Origin of the sequence: Hymenobacter sp. BT559, assembly GCF_016427535.1 — a bacterium.
In the GTDB taxonomy this organism is placed as follows: Bacteria; Bacteroidota; Bacteroidia; order Cytophagales; family Hymenobacteraceae; genus Hymenobacter.
On the sequence record NZ_JAELXV010000006.1, the window covers coordinates 67529 to 82270 of the forward strand.

Annotated in this window: 13 protein-coding genes; 9 read left to right on the plus strand and 4 right to left on the minus strand. The window is 58.3% G+C overall.

All coding sequences use genetic code 11. The features are described from left to right. Nucleotides 1-13: 13 nt before the first annotated feature. Complete coding sequence (locus JAO77_RS18315) at nucleotides 14-877, minus strand: SDR family oxidoreductase (protein ID WP_198991886.1); 864 nt, start codon at nucleotides 875-877, stop codon at nucleotides 14-16. A gap of 720 nt (nucleotides 878-1597) precedes the next feature. Here JAO77_RS18315 and JAO77_RS18320 point away from each other — a divergent pair. After that, the gene (locus JAO77_RS18320) at nucleotides 1598-2236 is read left to right on the plus strand and encodes a DsbA family protein (protein ID WP_198991887.1); all 639 of its coding nucleotides are present in this window, start codon (nucleotides 1598-1600) and stop codon (nucleotides 2234-2236) included. 73 nt (nucleotides 2237-2309) lie between these two features. On the opposite strand, the gene JAO77_RS18325 is transcribed toward JAO77_RS18320, so the two are convergent. Continuing rightward, nucleotides 2310-3275 (minus strand): DUF5694 domain-containing protein, encoded by a 966-nt coding sequence (locus JAO77_RS18325; RefSeq protein ID WP_235998506.1) that lies wholly within the window; start codon nucleotides 3273-3275, stop codon nucleotides 2310-2312. Nucleotides 3276-3535: 260 nt separating this feature from the next. Between JAO77_RS18325 and JAO77_RS18330 the strand changes: the two genes are divergently transcribed. From JAO77_RS18330 to JAO77_RS18365, 8 genes are all read left to right on the plus strand, one after another. Next, entirely contained in the window at nucleotides 3536-4843 is a 1308-nt protein-coding gene (locus JAO77_RS18330; protein ID WP_198991888.1) for a flavin monoamine oxidase family protein, read from the plus strand. Nucleotides 4844-5125: 282 nt separating this feature from the next. Next, the gene (locus JAO77_RS18335; protein WP_198991889.1) at nucleotides 5126-5305 is read left to right on the plus strand and encodes a hypothetical protein; all 180 of its coding nucleotides are present in this window, start codon (nucleotides 5126-5128) and stop codon (nucleotides 5303-5305) included. A gap of 79 nt (nucleotides 5306-5384) precedes the next feature. Further along, a complete protein-coding gene (locus JAO77_RS18340; protein WP_198991890.1) occupies nucleotides 5385-5606 on the plus strand; it encodes a hypothetical protein in 222 nt (73 codons plus the stop codon). A 698-nt stretch (nucleotides 5607-6304) separates the two neighbouring features. Next, nucleotides 6305-7609, plus strand: a complete 1305-nt coding sequence (gene fucP, locus JAO77_RS18345; protein WP_198991891.1) for an L-fucose:H+ symporter permease — start codon at nucleotides 6305-6307, stop codon at nucleotides 7607-7609. Nucleotides 7610-7782: 173 nt separating this feature from the next. Next, the gene (locus JAO77_RS18350) at nucleotides 7783-8391 is read left to right on the plus strand and encodes an RNA polymerase sigma factor (protein ID WP_198991892.1); all 609 of its coding nucleotides are present in this window, start codon (nucleotides 7783-7785) and stop codon (nucleotides 8389-8391) included. Continuing rightward, on the plus strand, nucleotides 8388-8831 hold the full coding sequence (locus JAO77_RS18355) for a hypothetical protein (RefSeq protein ID WP_198991893.1): 444 nt from the start codon (nucleotides 8388-8390) through the stop codon (nucleotides 8829-8831). The genes JAO77_RS18350 and JAO77_RS18355 overlap by 4 nt, the downstream gene beginning before the upstream one ends. Before the next feature lie 61 nt (nucleotides 8832-8892). After that, nucleotides 8893-9324 carry a hypothetical protein gene (locus tag JAO77_RS18360; protein WP_198991894.1) on the plus strand — a complete coding sequence of 144 codons (432 nt, stop codon included), beginning with the start codon at nucleotides 8893-8895 and terminating at the stop codon, nucleotides 9322-9324. A gap of 388 nt (nucleotides 9325-9712) precedes the next feature. Further along, nucleotides 9713-12157 carry a TonB-dependent receptor gene (locus JAO77_RS18365; RefSeq protein WP_198991895.1) on the plus strand — a complete coding sequence of 815 codons (2445 nt, stop codon included), beginning with the start codon at nucleotides 9713-9715 and terminating at the stop codon, nucleotides 12155-12157. A 231-nt stretch (nucleotides 12158-12388) separates the two neighbouring features. On the opposite strand, the gene JAO77_RS18370 is transcribed toward JAO77_RS18365, so the two are convergent. Then, entirely contained in the window at nucleotides 12389-13393 is a 1005-nt protein-coding gene (locus JAO77_RS18370) for a WG repeat-containing protein (protein ID WP_198991896.1), read from the minus strand. A 105-nt stretch (nucleotides 13394-13498) separates the two neighbouring features. Beyond that, a complete protein-coding gene (locus tag JAO77_RS18375; protein WP_198991897.1) occupies nucleotides 13499-14656 on the minus strand; it encodes an acyltransferase family protein in 1158 nt (385 codons plus the stop codon). Between the last annotated feature and the right edge of the window lie 86 nt (nucleotides 14657-14742).

Genomic DNA, 14742 nt, shown 5'->3' on the forward strand with positions numbered 1-14742 from the left:
TAGGGCGTCCCGCTTAGGTATTGAGCACCTCGCCGCCGTTGGGGTGTATGGCCTGGCCCGTGATGTAAGACGCGTCTTCTGAGGCCAGAAATACGTAGGCCGGGGCCACTTCCGAAGGCTGGCCAGGGCGCTTCATGGTCGTGTCTTTACCAAACTCGGCCACCTTCTCGGCCGGGAAGCTAGCCGGAATGAGCGGCGTCCAGATGGGGCCGGGCGCCACCGAATTGGCCCGAATTTTCTTTTCTGCCAGCTGCTGCGCAATAGAGCGAATGTAGGCCGTGATGGCCCCCTTCGTAGCCGAATAATCAACCAATTGCTGGTTGCCCCGGTAGGCGTTGATGGAAGAAGTGGCAATAATGGAATCGCCTTCGTGCAGGTGCGGCAGGGCTGCCTTCACCACCCACACCAGGGGAAAGAAATTGACCTGAAACGTGTCGGTGAACTGCTCATTGGGCAGCTCGGCCACGTTGGTGCTAGTGAACTGCTCGGCGGCATTGCTCACCACAATGTTGAGCTGGCCTAGCTCCCGCACGGTTTTCGCCACTATAGCTGCGCAAAAATCAGCCTGCCGCAGGTCGCCGGGCAGGTGCAGGCAGCGGCGCCCCTCAGCCTGCACTAGGCGCTCGGTTTCGTTGGCGTCGGCCTGCTCCTCCGCCTTGTAGGAGATAGCCACATCGGCTTCTTCGCGGGCAAAGTGCACGGCCACTGCCCGGCCAATGCCCGAGTCGCCGCCCGTGATGAGCGCCACCTTGCCTTCGAGCTTGCCGCTGCCACGGTAATTAGGCCGAATGTATTCGGGCTGCGGGTGCATCTCGTTTTCGAGGCCGGGCTGCTGGTCTTGGTGCTGCGGGGGAAGAGAAGTGGGTTTGGTAGACATACGTATTGGAGTGAAAAAGCTATCTGCTGGGTCAGGCGCGCCCACGCCAGTAGCGATAGCCGGGTAAATGAATGCGCCAGAGCGGCTCGAGGGCTACTCTCGAGCTTAGTGCCCTGGCTGAAAGAGCATGGCCTGAAAACCATGCTCTTTCTAACGACTCATTTGCCGAAGCGTCCAAACAATGCGGTTGCTTATCAGATAATTACCAACAAACACCTATACCCCCGTATTTCTAGCGATTTTCTCGATTTATAGGGATGCCCCTCCGTAAAAATGCCTAGGTCTTGCCTCGTAAGGGTGGGCCACCTGTACAGCATACCTAGGGGCCTATTTAACTAGGAACGGAGCTGCTACCGAGCAGTATAGCACTAGCGCAGTGTAAGTAGGGGAAGTAGTATAGCAGCCTACTTACTTGGGTAGCGTGGGCTAATTACACTTAGTAGAATAGCTACGTGCAGTGCTTGGTTGGTGGCCTTACGGGCTTTACCTGGCAACGAGCAATAACACGGAGCGCTCCTCTTATTTCAATGCTGCCTTATAGAGTAAGTGGCTCTCATTATATACACGGAAAGGCCCGTAAAAAAGACGGACTCCTGCCTCCGTGATAACCAGTAATTATGCTGTAATTTAAAGGATTACTACAAAATAGAGCACTTATAAGCCTAGGTCTTGCCGTTATTGAGGATATCAGGTGCTGACACTTCAGCTGCTTGCTACCCCATGAACTCACTGCACAACCGGCCTGCCGCTACGCTGCTCATCGACTACTACACCGACCCACTGTGCCGCCAAAGCTGGGCCTTCGAACCTTGCTGGCGACGACTGCGCGCTGAGTTCGGCCATCGGTTTGACTGGCGCTATTGCCTGGGCGGGCTACTCCCCCACCGGGCTACGCCCGCTACGGGCCAACCAAGGTCGTCGCGGCTGGCCTGCCTGGCGGTGAGGTGCGCCGAGCAACAAAGCCCCCAGGCCGGCGACTTATACCTGCGAGCCTTGCGCGCGGCCGCCCTGTGCGATGGCCGCGACCTCGCCCAGCCCGACGTGCTGCTGGACATTTCCAGCGAGCTGGCCGCTCAGCTGCCAGGCCTACCCAAGCAACTGCCCTCGGTTTTTAATGCTACTATTTTTCAGCAACACTTTCTGCGCGTTGCAGCTACCCACGCACCTGCCCATGAAGCGTGCGCAGGCAGCAGTTTTGCCGCCCAAGGTATTCCTGGCCTGGTGCTGCGGCGAGCCGGCTGGCCCGACCAGATAATCACCGTTAACAACCAGCCTTACGAGGTGCTTCTACATGCCCTGGCACAGGCCGCTCCTGACCTCTTTTATGTCGCGAGCCTCGAAGAAGGAGGCGCTGGGTAGCCACTCCTTAAGAAGCCTAATAGCCATCGGCACCGAGCAAACGGCACGGGCAATAGCACCTACCTAGGGCGCGCTAACTGACTTTCTTGGCCTTGGGCCGCGGCCGAGTTGGGGCCTTGAGGTAGGTGTGCGCGGGCACCACGCGGTAGGTAGGGTTGGCACTTAGCAGCTCCTCCTGCACCTTGACGTGGTTTTGGCCGAAAATCACCAGCAGGCGCTGGGCATGAGTCTTTTGCTGGGCCCGCAGCAGGTTCGAATATATTTTGAGATTGCGGTTGTAGAACAGCGTGATGTAGTGCGCTCCTATATAAGCAGTGTCTACCCGCCCTAGGTCGTTGGTATTGGTGCCGCTGGCCGAAAACGTGCCGCTTGTCACGTACGCCGGCGTGTTAAACAGCACCCGGTGGCTCAGCGCCACCAAGTCCGGCTGGTTGATGCGGGCCAGGTAGTCGTAGACCGATAGGCTGTCGTGCTGCACCTGGCGCCGCAGGGGCCGCGCCGCCGCTTGCAACTCTTGCAGCCCCTGCCTGAACAGCGCAATATTGCGGCCGGTGCTCAGCAGCCCCTGCGAGGTAGAGGCCGTGTAGTCGACACCCTGCGGCGCCGGCAGGTGCAGCTCCTTCGCCAGCGCAAACCCTATTTGGTAGCGCTCGCTGCGGCCGTAGGGCAACGTTGCCAGCTGTAGCTGGCCCTGCTGGTAGGCGGCATACAGGCTGTCGAGTTGCGGCTGCTCTTTAGGCTCGGCTTCTACCAAGATAAGGTCGGGCCGAAAGCGCCGCAGCTGAGCTCGCAACTGGGCCAACTCGGCCTGCTTCTTAGGGCTAAGCACATCTGACCTAGGGTCTTGAGCCGTGTACAACTGATGCAGGTGGTCGCAGCCTAGCACCATTACCTCCACCGGATGGGTGGGCCCCTGCGCCAAACTGGGTGTCGTCGCCAGCCCCCCTAGGGCCATCAGCAAGCTAGCTAGTAGCTGGCGCCGCGCTTGGGCGTGAGTAATAACGGTGCGCAGCGTGGCACCAAGCGTAGAGAGGGGCATGCAGGAAAAGGTAAGATGGTAGCGCACAAAGAAAACAACCACCGCCCCACCGGGCTACACTAGCCAACCGCTATGCAGCAGCTTGCCAAAATAAGCGGCGCTACCAGGAGCACCGCTCACACTTCAGGACACAATTTGCTTGCCCGCTTTATTCCTACTTATCTATAGCTATTACCTTACTTAAGCTACCAGACGTGGCCTAAGCAGGGCACTCCAGCCGCGCGGGCGTTACTTTACGGGCTCAACTTTTTACCGCTACCATGGCCGCCAGCTCCCCTACCTACGATACCGACGTGCTCCTTATTGGCGGCGGGGCGGCGGGGCTGCTGGCCGCCCGCGACCTGGCCACCGCGGGCCGGCGCGTGTTACTGCTAGAGGCGCGCGACTACCTAGGGGGCCGGGCCCACACGCTCACGCCCGCGGGCTTCACGCAGCCCATCGAGGCGGGGGCTGAGTTTATGCACGGCGAAGTGCCCCTCACCCGCGCCCTGCTCACAGAGGCGGGCCAAGGCTGGCAAGACACGGCGGGCCGCACCTACGTGGTGCGCGAGGGCGAAGCCCGGGACGATGCCGATTTTTTTGCCCACCTGCCCCAGGTGCTGGCCAAGCTCGAAGAACTACAGGAAGACCTGCCGCTGGCCGATTTTCTAGCCCGCGAGTTTCCGGGGCCAGCCCACGCCGAGCTGCGCACCGCCGCCATCCAGTTTGCCGAGGGCTACGATGCGGCCGATGCGCAGCGCGTGAGTTCCTGGGCGCTGCGCGACGAATGGCAGACTGGCGGCGCCGAAGACTCGCCCCGCCCCGAGGGCGGCTACGGGCCGCTGCTGAGCTGGCTGGCCGCGCAGGCCCAGGCCGCCGGAGCTATAATACACCTAGGCACACCGGTGCAGGAAGTGCGCTGGCAGCCGGGCCACGCCGAGGTGGTGGCCACCACCGGCGCTACCTACCGTGCCCAGCGCGTGCTGTGCACTGTGCCGCTGGGCGTGTGGCAGCGGCCCGCCGGGCAGCCCGGATACCTGGGCTTTAGCCCCGACCTGCCGGCCCACCGGGCGGCGGCCGCCCAGCTAGGGTTTGGGGAGGTCATCAAATTTGTGCTGGAGTTCCGCACCGCCTTCTGGCAGACCACCCTGCCCGAGCTTGAGTTCTTGCTTTCCGAAGCGCCCGTGCCTACTTGGTGGAGCCAGCTCCCCGACCCGCGCCCCTTGCTCACGGGCTGGGTGGCCGGGCCCGCCGCCCAGCGCCTGCGCAGCGCCTCGGCCGATGCGCTGCTGCACCTAGCCCTAGGGTCATTGGCGCAGCTTCTGCGCACGCCTGTGGCTGAGCTAGAGGCCCAACTCTGCGGCAGTTACGTCCGCAGCTGGGGCGCCGAGGCGTATGCCTACGGAGCCTACTCCTACCCCACGGTGGGGTCGCCCGCCGCCCGCGCCGTGCTCGCCGCCCCCGTGGCCAACACCCTGTACTGGGCCGGCGAAGGCCTTTATGAAGGGCCAGCCGGTGGCACCGTCGAAGCAGCGCTGGTCAGCGGCCGGCAGGCGGCACAGGCGCTGCTAGCCGCTTGGCTCGCCTAGGTCTCCTGGCGCGCTGCCCTATGCTGCGAGGCCACGCAGCCCCATTAAATTATAAAGCACTATTGTCTAGTGCCTTGCGAGAGCCATTTACTTAAATAGCTGCTTTTTGGTACAGTTTTCGGTAGGAGACTGCTCAAGCAGGCCTCTTTCCTTGGCTCGTGAGCACCTCATGCTGAGATACTAGTACGGTTGAAAATTCTAGTTGAGAAGCGAAAATTTTTCATCATCCGAATAGTATTTTTCCCTACTTTTACACCTTCTAACTACTTATAAAATTATCTAATGAAAAGCGAACAAGAACGGCGCGATATGGTGGCTGCCGCCCTTTCCTGGACTAAAACCACCTCTCTTACGCCCAGCCTCTACGAAGAGCGCCTCCTGCAACAGTACATCCAGGGTGTGCTAACTATTGACCGCGTAATTGAACTATTAGATGAAAATAATGAAAACCAAGTGAATTAGACTTCAGCCAATGTTATATTTTTAAAATAATTGTACGAAAGAAGTATCAACGCTCAGTTTTATTCTATAACTTTAGTTTATGAACTATACCTATCCCGCCCAACAATCCTTGCCCGTCACTGCACTAGTCACGGAGCAAAGCCGCCAGCGCTTGATTAAAGCCGTTATTTCGTATAAGCAAGGAACCGCTTATACCACCGAGCCCGCCCAGCAGCACCTGCTCAACCAGTTTGTGCAAGGTCGCCTGACTATAGATGAAGTTGTATATTACTTAGAAACAACTGCAACATCTAAAAGCTAGGCAGCTAGCACTGCCCAAGCAGCTATGCCGCGCTGGCTTTACGCCTTCAGCAGAGCCGACCTAGATGTCGCGTTAACCAAGTCTTACTACCACTTACTCTACCTTCCAACAAGAGCCCACAGGCCGCTAACGCTGGCCAGTGGGCTCTTTCTATTTGGGTTCGGTTAGTAAAGATTTACTAGGAAGCCCTTGTCTGACTTTTCTAAAAACCATTTCTGCTGTCATGCTGAGCTTGCGAAGCATCTTATTCTGTTAGAGCTAGTAACCCTAGTGTGACAAGATGCTTCACAAGCTCAGCATGACAGCAGAAATGGCTTTTAGACATACCGTAGCTATATAAGTTGCGGAGCAATGCTGGCGAGATGGCTTGTTGCCCCGAAAGAGGCCGCCCTGCTAGGGCTACTCGGCAGCTCGAGCATGAGTTAGACTCCGAAATTTTAATCGTGGCGGCGCTACCTATACTCATGGAACTACTCGCTGGGTGCGCTTAAGTATGGCCAATTCGCGCTAGCTGCTGACGGCACATAGGGAGCCTCTAGCGCCAGTGCAGCCGCTAAAAAGCTGCGCCGCTGGGCGCAGCGCAGTATCTTGCCCGCCGCGTTGCTCGTGGCGCTACTTATTGCCGCGGGTGCAACACCCCATTGCGCCTACCATCGTGGCGCTTACCTCTCTAAGCTCTCATTCCATACTCCCACCCTATGGCCCTTCCCTCCGGCTCCGCTACTACTGCCACTCTGGCCCCGAGCCCTGCTGGCAGCCAGCGCTTTCTGTTTCCGTTCATCCTGGTTACCTGCGTGTTCTTTTTGTGGGGCATGGCGCACAACCTGGACTCCATCCTGATTCCGCACCTCAAAAAAGCCTGCCAGCTCGACAACCGGCAATCGACGCTAGTCGATACCGCCGTCTTTCTGGCTTATTTTCTGATGGCTATTCCGGCCGGGATGCTGCTCAAGCGGGTGGGTTACAAAAACAGCATTATTATTGGGCTGGTGACGTTTGCGGCGGGGGCATTCTTGTTTGTGCCAGCTGCCGGGGCGCGGTCCTACGCGCTGTTTCTCACAGCCTTATTCATTATTGGCTGCGGCCTTACTACCCTCGAAACGGCGGCCAACCCTTATGCTGCCGTGCTGGGGTCGCCGGAAGGTGCCACGGGGCGGCTCAACCTGGCGCAGGCCTTCAACGGGCTATCGGCAATCATTGCGCCAGTGGTGGGCACACGCCTCATTTTATCGGGCAAAGAATACAGCGCTGCGCAGCTGGCGGCCATGCCCGAAGCCACGCGCCTGGCCTACCTAGGGCACGAGGCGGCGGCCGTGAAGCTGCCCTACATCACGCTAGGCGTGGTACTGCTGGTGGTGGCCCTGCTGTTCTACCTGGTGTCCTTGCCCGAGGTGCAGGCCGAGGAAAGCGAGCCGTCGGCGGGTGGCGGCTTCTTTGCGGTGCTGCGGCACCGGCACCTCACCTGGGCCGTGGTGACGCAGTTTTGCTACGTAGGGGCGCAGGTATGCGTCACCAGCTTTTTCATCCGGATGGCCAAGCAGGGCGGCGGGCTCGACGAAAAGACTGCCGGCTACTACCTAGGGCTCTACGGCTTACTGTTCACGGCGGGGCGCTTTATTGGCACAGCCCTGCTGAAATACGTGTCGTCGCAGCGGCTGCTTTCTATTTATGCAGTCATCGCCATTGCGCTGTGCGGCGTGGCGGTGCTTGGCAATGGCGCCTACGTTATCTACGCGCTGGGCGGGCTGGGCTTTTTTATGTCCATCATGTTTCCCACCATTTTTTCGCTGGGTCTAGCCGGGCTAGGCGACGACACCAAGCCTGGCTCGTCGTGGCTTGTGATGTCGATAGTGGGTGGGGCCGCCATGCCCTACCTCATGGGCACAGTCATTGATTTGCAAGGCGATGCCATTCAGGCGGGCTACGTGGTGCCACTGGCCTGCTTCGTGGTGGTGCTGCTATTTGGGCTGTATGGCTACCGGGTAAAGGGGCGCTTAGTGTGAGGTTTCGGCGCTGCCTTTCCTACCAACCTTATATCAAATAGCCTTAGCAACCTGCCTCTTTGCGAGGCAACCTAGGGCCACAAAAAACCGGCTGCCTACCTTGGGCAGCCGGTTTTTTTGTGGGCTATGCACCTTAGTGCAACATAATTTTCGCCGACCGGTCTCATGCCTAGATGCGCACCCTGCCCACCTCCTCCGCTACCGACCAGCAGCTTGTGGCCCAAGTGCTGGGCGGCAACACGGCGGCGTTTGGGCAGGTGGTGCAGCGCACTGAAGGGCTGGTCACGCAGCTGATATTCAAGATGATTCGGCACCCCGCCGACCGCCCCGACCTTGCGCAGGAAGTCTACCTGAAGGTGTTTAAGAACCTGGCCGGCTTTAAGTTTCAAGCTAAGCTTTCAACCTGGGTCGGCCAGGTCACTTACAATACCTGCCTGCACTACCTCGAAAAGAAGCAGCTGGTACTGCTCGACCCCGCCGAAGCCGCGCCCGACGACGCGACCGAGGAAGGCCGCCGCGCCCTGCCCACCGCCACCTCCGACGACGACCCCGAAACGGCTCTGTTCGACCAGGACTTGGCTGGCATTCTGAGCGCCGCCATCGAGCAGCTGCCGCCGCTCTACCGCACGCTCATCTCCTTGTATCACCAGCAAGAGTTGAGCTACGAGGAGATTGCCCAGATAACCTCGCTGCCCGACGGCACCGTGAAAAATTACCTCTTCCGGGCCCGGAAGCAGCTCAAGCAGCACCTCCTTGCCCGCTATCACCGCCACGACCTATGACCACCAGCCCCCACCTCTCCGAACTCGCCCTGCAAGAAGCTGCCGAATCGGCAGCGCTACTCTCGGCTGCCCAGGCTGCCCACCTACGCGGCTGCAGCTTGTGCCAGGGCCGGGTGGCTACTTACCGGCAGCTGTTTGGGGCGGCGGCCCAGCTGCCACCCCCGGCTTTTAGCTTCGACCTCACGGCCAGCGTGCTGGCGCAGCTACCTAGGGCGCAGCCGGCCTTTCCGTGGGTGCTCGGTGGAGTAGCTGCCCTCGTGATGGGGGTGGTTATCGTGTTTTTAATGCTGTTTGGCGGCGTGCTGGCGCAGGCGGTGCAGGGCTTATTTACCGTACTGGGGGCCGGCCTAGGCGTGGTGGTGGCAGTGTTTGCGGTTGGGCAGGGCCTGGAGCTACTGGCCCGGCACCGCCGCCACATGCGCCTGCTCACTTTTTCCTGATTTTTTGCAACCCGAATAGCGCGAGCCGGTCTAATCCGGTATCGCCCCCATTTTCTCCCTCATGAAACGCTCTCTGCTGCTCCTGCTGTGCTGCCTGACTGCCGGGGGCGCCGCGGCTCAGGCCACCTCCATGCCCTCCGACTTCGGCGCGCTATACCCCTACGCCAAACAGATTTTTCTGCCCGTATTCGGCTTTTACCTGCTGTGTAGCTTCGTGCTGGGCGCCATAAAAACGGTGCTGAATTACCTGCTGAAGCGCCAAATTTTGGCCGCCCCCGTGTCGGACAGCGTGGTGGAGCGCCTGCTGCCCGGTCCCCAGGATGAGCTGAAAAAGGTGGTGAAATGGATAGCGCTGCTGCTCAGCACCGGTACAGGGCTCGCGCTGTGCAACTGGTCGCTGCCCCTAGGCCTACACTCGCTTATTATCATGCTTTTCAGCACGGCGTTCGGGTTTCTGGCCTACTATTTCTTTCTGCGTCGCCAGGCCAAGTAGCCCCGCCCACTGGGCCGGCTTTTAAAGGTTAAGAAGCCGTTTGAATTGACTAAAAAAGCGATTGTCATTGCGAGCGGCAGCGAAGCAATCGCACCTGTTCAGCCGCGCCGTTCGAGTACGATTGCTTCGTCGTGCCTCCTCGCAATGACAGCCGTTTGGGGGTTGTTCGAGCCTAGCTCGAACATCTTCTAGAGCAGTACTACTGCCGCCCTAGTCACACCTTTTTCGTCACTCTATTTTCTAAAATCCGATGAATCAGCCAGTACAATCAGCACCTTTTAATAGGTATTGCAAGGTAGCTTGCATTGTAATTAACGTTGTTAATCAATGCATTATTGCTTACTTAGAAAAAGCTATCCGCTCTTGTTCAGCGCATCTCGTTGAACGCTTGTCGGCCGGCTACCTAGGTAGCTGGCGGCTTTGGGGGCTCTTACTACTGCTGATTAACCTAGGACCCGGCCGTCTTGCCGCCCAAACCCTAGGTGAAGTGTCGGGCACACTGCTCGACCAAGGCACGCGCCAGCCGTTGCCCTTTGCCAACGTGCTGCTACGGCAGCTGCCCGACTCGGCCGTGGTAGCCAACACCCAAACAGCTGCAAACGGCAGCTTCACGCTGGTCAAAGTGCCCCTAGGACGGTACCTACTGCGGGCCGAAGCACTGGGCTACCGGCCAGGCAGCCGGCCCGTCGTGCTAGATGCGGCTACCCCGGTGCTTCGCCTGGGCGAATGGCAGGTGGCCCCGGCGGCCGTGCAGCTTGGCAGCGTGGTGGTGCAGGCCGAAAAGGCGGCCATCATCGACGACCTAGACAAGAAAGTCATTAACGTTAGCAAGGACCTGAACAGCGTGGGTGGCACAGCGGCCGATGTTCTGCAAAAAGTGCCCTCGGTGGCCGTGGATGAAAACGGCCAAGTGAGCCTGCGGGGCAATGCGGGTGTGACGCTGTATCTCGATGGCAAGCCCGCGCCCAGCAGCCTGCGCCTCGACCAGCTGCCCGCCAGCCGCCTCGAAACTATAGAGGTTATCACCAACCCCGGCGCCCGGTACTCGGCGCAGGGCACGGGTGGCATCATTAACCTAGTGCAGAAAAAGCAAACTCAGGAGGGCTGGAACGGCGACGCCCTGGCCACCGTGGGCACCCGCGACAAGTACAGCGCCTCACTAAACCTAGGCCGCAAGATGGGCAAATTCAATTTTTACAGCAACGTGAACGGGCTAAACAACGAGTTTCGGGGCAGCTCGGCCTTGCAGCAGGTGGCCACGGCCGAGGGCCGCACCACCGCTACCGACCAGGCCGGCCGCACCGCCCGCCACCAAGCCAACGAGGCCCTGCGCCTAGGGGTAGACTACGCCCTGCGCCCCGAGCAAAGTCTGACCCTGACCGCCGAATTCTACAAAAACGACCTGCGCCAGACCAGCGACTTCACGACCCGGCTCACGCGCGGCACTGCCCCCGCCATTGGCCTGCAAAACCAGAACCTAGAAACCGACGACCTCTACACTATACGCTTGGCCAGCAACTACCGCCGCACCTGGACCGCCCACCCCGGCCGCGAGCTCACGGCCGGGGCCGTTTACATTCTGGATGGCGGCACCGTGACCACCGAGCAGCGCGTGCTCGACGGGCCCGCCGACTATGCCCGGCAGGCGCGTCGGCAGTTCCTCGACGTGACCATCCATATGCCCTCGGCGCAGCTAGACTACGTGCACCCCCTAGGCGATAAGCGCCGCTGGGGCGCGGGCCTGAAAACCGACATCATGCTGACGCCCGGCACGGCCGACTACGCGGTGCAGCCCGCGGCGGGCGGCGAGTTTGTGCCGCAGGAGGCCGGCTCGTACCGCTATCGCTACCAGCAGGTTATTCCGCAGGCCTATGGCACCTACCAGCACAAGGCCGGCCTCTGGGACTACCAGGCGGGGCTACGGGCCGAGTTTACCGGGCTGCAAGCCCAGGTGCAGCCCAGCGGCTCGGCCAGCCAGCGCATTTTCAACTTGTTTCCGTCGGCCACCGTGGCGCGGGCGCTACCCCACGACCAGCGCCTGCAGCTCAGCTATGCGCGCCGCCTCAACCGGCCCAATTTCCTGCAAATAGTGGCCCTACCCATCTACTCCGATGCGCGCAACTACGTGGTCGGCAACCCCGACCTGCGCCCCGAGTACGTGCACGTGGCCGAGCTGGGCCACCAAGCCACTTGGAAATCCACTACGCTGAGCACTACGCTATTTGGGCGCTTTGCCAGCCAGGCTATTCAGAGCCTGCGCACCGTCGATACGCTGGCCACTCGCCTCAGCGGCCAGCCCGATTTTATCACCCGCACCAGCTACGCCAACTTCGGGGGCACCACCAGCTACGGGCTAGAGCTTTCGCTGACGCAAACCCTCACCAAGTGGTGGAAGCTCGTTGCCAATGGCTCGTTCTATCGCAACCAGGTGGCTAACTACGTCGGCGACGGCACCCGCGCCAACCTCACCGGCACGGCCTATCTGCTTAACACCTTCAGTCCGACCAAGACGCTGGCCGCGCAGCTTAGCGGCAATTACCGCGCCCCGCAGGTGGTGCCGCAGGGCCGCGTGCTGGCCGTGTACGGGGTCGATGTGGCCCTGCGCCAGCGCCTCTTCCACGACCGGGCGGCCCTCACGCTGCGCGTGAGCGACCTCTTCAACACGCGCCGCCAGCGCACCCAGCTCGGGGCCCCCAACCTCCGCACCGACCTGCAAACCAAGTACGAAACGCGCGTGGGCTACCTCGGCTTCACGTGGTTCCTAGGCACCAATAAGCCCAACAGCAACCTCGACAACCAACCCAAGGGCGACCCGGGTGGATTTGGGGGGTAAGGGAAGCCTTGATGCGGCTTCTGCCTTCCTAGGTTGCCAGTATTTAATGCGAGCAGATACCTCGGCTGCTAGGCCCGCTGAAGAGTGGGTCGCAATTCACACCCACTTCATTCGGATTTTTGATTCTCGCTATCCTAAAATGCTAGTACGCATTTGGTCGATTTGTACATGGTGGTAGATGAAACCCTTAATAGGCACTTAAAAACCGACGGACTATCTAACAAATTTCTATTACTCAAACTTCCCGGCAATTCTATACACATCAAATATAGGCTTGATTATCATTCTCCCCTTTTTATCTATGAAAACAGCTTTATTATGCATTTCTACATAAGCTAGTCCGGCCGAGAACTCATGAGCATAGTCATATGTGGGATTAATAACAATTTGTCCTTTACGGTTTATATAACCCCATTTCCCATTCAATTTGAAGTTAGCTAGCCCTTCGCTAAAATGCCACAAATCCTCAAATTGAGGTTTCACAATAATCCTTCCCTTGTTATCCACTACTCCCCAACTTCCCTCATAATTTACAATGGAGCGTTTTTGGCGAAAGATACCTACTGACTTATAAATAGGCTGAACAATTGTATCCATCTTACTATTCAACCATCCTGTCCCTTTAGAACCTCTGACTATAAAATAGTCATCAGGGAAATTTTTTAACCAAAGCCGCTTTCCCTTTAATTTATTAGGATTTCCAATTATTCTTCCTCGAGTGTCAATTACCTTAGAATCTAAATCTAAAGTCAAAACATCTGCATATTTCGATAAAAAGGGATAGCAGGTATTATAAATTAGCGGTATCTTAATAGCCCCCTTTTTATCTATGTAACCGCACTTATTATTAAGAGTCACATCCGATAAACCATTTGAAAAGCCAAGAAAAACATCATTGTATTCAAATGGTATGACAGTATCGCCTTTTACATTAATGAATCCGAACTTTTGACCATTACTAACCGCCGCCAATGCCTCCGAAAACATATGCGCATCTTTATATTTAGGCTTTATTAAATCATTCCCCTTCTTATCTACGAATCCATACAGGCTATCTTGGCAAACAAGTAATTGTTTATTCTCATGGCTGTACATGAGCCAATCCCATTTCGGAGTTATTACAAAATTTCCTTTCTTATTAATCACTCCGAACTTACCATCTTGTTTGACAACTACAAGTTTCTCCGTTGCACAGGCTGAAAGCAGAGTTAAGATGAGAAGTAGAGTCAAACGCATATAATATGAGGAATCAGGTGGGTGTCACTTATGATGCAAGCTCCTATGGTATTCCATATTCGTTCTAACAAAGAAGTGCGAGCGGTAAACCTTGCCAGCTAGGTTTCATTTTGTTACCGCAGAAACTACCGTTGCTTGGGTGCCACCCACATCTACCAACACCTTCTTCCTCAACCACTCCCGTACCGGCTCATCGTAAAACTTCAAGCACCCATACGCCAGCGCCACTGCCGCTAGGTAGACCAGCGCCGCCACGGGCAAGCCCTCACGCAAGGACACTTTATGGGTAGCGACCCAGGCCGTGTAGGTGTAAATGAGCGGGTAGTGCGTGATGTAAATTGGGTACGAAATATCACCTAGGAAGCGGCACAGCCGCTGGCCCGCGCCTGAGCGCACCGCCCCACTGGCCCCGAAGAAGATGATAGCGGGGAAGACAAGAATGATGCAGAGCGCATCGTAGAGCCCATTTTGCCAGAGTTGCGTGGGGCTGCCGATGCGGGGCATGGCCAACACAACCACCACGGCCAGGCTGCACCATAAAAAGGCATTTTGCACCGGCCGCAGCCGGGCCAGCCGAAACAGCAGCAGCCCCGCAAAAAACGGGTACGTCATGCGCGCAAAGCCGATGTGCAGCTGCTCAGGCTCTAGCGACCAGCCCCCAATAACATCGCCCTGCGGGCTGGTGAGGCCTAGGTGCAGCAGCGCCCCCGCCGCCAGCACCACCAAGATGCCCAGCGCTACATTGGAGAAGCGGCGCACTATGGTGGCGTACAGCACATTGGCCACATACTCGAAAAACAGCGACCAGCCCGGCCCGTCGAGCGGATAGGTTTCGTGCCAGCCCCGTATGTCGAGCGACACCGGCACCGGCACCATAAAACAACCTAGGAGCATGACCAGCAGCATCTTCCACACCGGCGTTTGGCCGATGATGGGGAACAGCGCCGATGCCTGGAAATAGTACATCGCCGCCCCTATCACCATGCCCAGCACCACCATGGGTTGCAGCCGCACCAGCCGCCGCTTGAAGAAACTGCCCACCGTGAGGCGGCCCCACCGGTCGTCGTAGGCGTAGCCAATCACGAACCCCGACAGCAGAAAGAAAAAATCCACCGCCAGGTAGCCGTGGTTAATCACCTGGTCGAGGTGGCTGGTGGCGTGGGCCTCGCACAAGTGAAAGGCCACGACCAGGAGCGCCGCCACGCCCCGCAGGCCGTCGAGGATGGGATAATGGGGTTTGGTGGGTAGCGGAGTGGGCTGCATGCGGGTTAGGGTTGGGCTGGGAAGGAGCACAAACCTAGCTGCTTTACAAGTCATTCGCGGTTGGTTTACTGGCTGGCTTACTACCT

Excerpts from the sequence above, each read along its gene's own strand:
- JAO77_RS18315 (WP_198991886.1), bottom strand. The coding sequence starts at position 877 with ATGTCTACCAAACCCACTTCTCTTCCCCCGCAGCACCAAGACCAGCAG.
- JAO77_RS18320 (WP_198991887.1), top strand. The coding sequence starts at position 1,598 with ATGAACTCACTGCACAACCGGCCTGCCGCTACGCTGCTCATCGACTAC.
- JAO77_RS18325 (WP_235998506.1), bottom strand. The coding sequence starts at position 3,275 with ATGCCCCTCTCTACGCTTGGTGCCACGCTGCGCACCGTTATTACTCAC.
- JAO77_RS18330 (WP_198991888.1), top strand. The coding sequence starts at position 3,536 with ATGGCCGCCAGCTCCCCTACCTACGATACCGACGTGCTCCTTATTGGC.
- JAO77_RS18335 (WP_198991889.1), top strand. The coding sequence starts at position 5,126 with ATGAAAAGCGAACAAGAACGGCGCGATATGGTGGCTGCCGCCCTTTCC.
- JAO77_RS18340 (WP_198991890.1), top strand. The coding sequence starts at position 5,385 with ATGAACTATACCTATCCCGCCCAACAATCCTTGCCCGTCACTGCACTA.
- fucP (WP_198991891.1), top strand. The coding sequence starts at position 6,305 with ATGGCCCTTCCCTCCGGCTCCGCTACTACTGCCACTCTGGCCCCGAGC.
- JAO77_RS18350 (WP_198991892.1), top strand. The coding sequence starts at position 7,783 with ATGCGCACCCTGCCCACCTCCTCCGCTACCGACCAGCAGCTTGTGGCC.
- JAO77_RS18355 (WP_198991893.1), top strand. The coding sequence starts at position 8,388 with ATGACCACCAGCCCCCACCTCTCCGAACTCGCCCTGCAAGAAGCTGCC.
- JAO77_RS18360 (WP_198991894.1), top strand. The coding sequence starts at position 8,893 with ATGAAACGCTCTCTGCTGCTCCTGCTGTGCTGCCTGACTGCCGGGGGC.
- JAO77_RS18370 (WP_198991896.1), bottom strand. The coding sequence starts at position 13,393 with ATGCGTTTGACTCTACTTCTCATCTTAACTCTGCTTTCAGCCTGTGCA.
- JAO77_RS18375 (WP_198991897.1), bottom strand. The coding sequence starts at position 14,656 with ATGCAGCCCACTCCGCTACCCACCAAACCCCATTATCCCATCCTCGAC.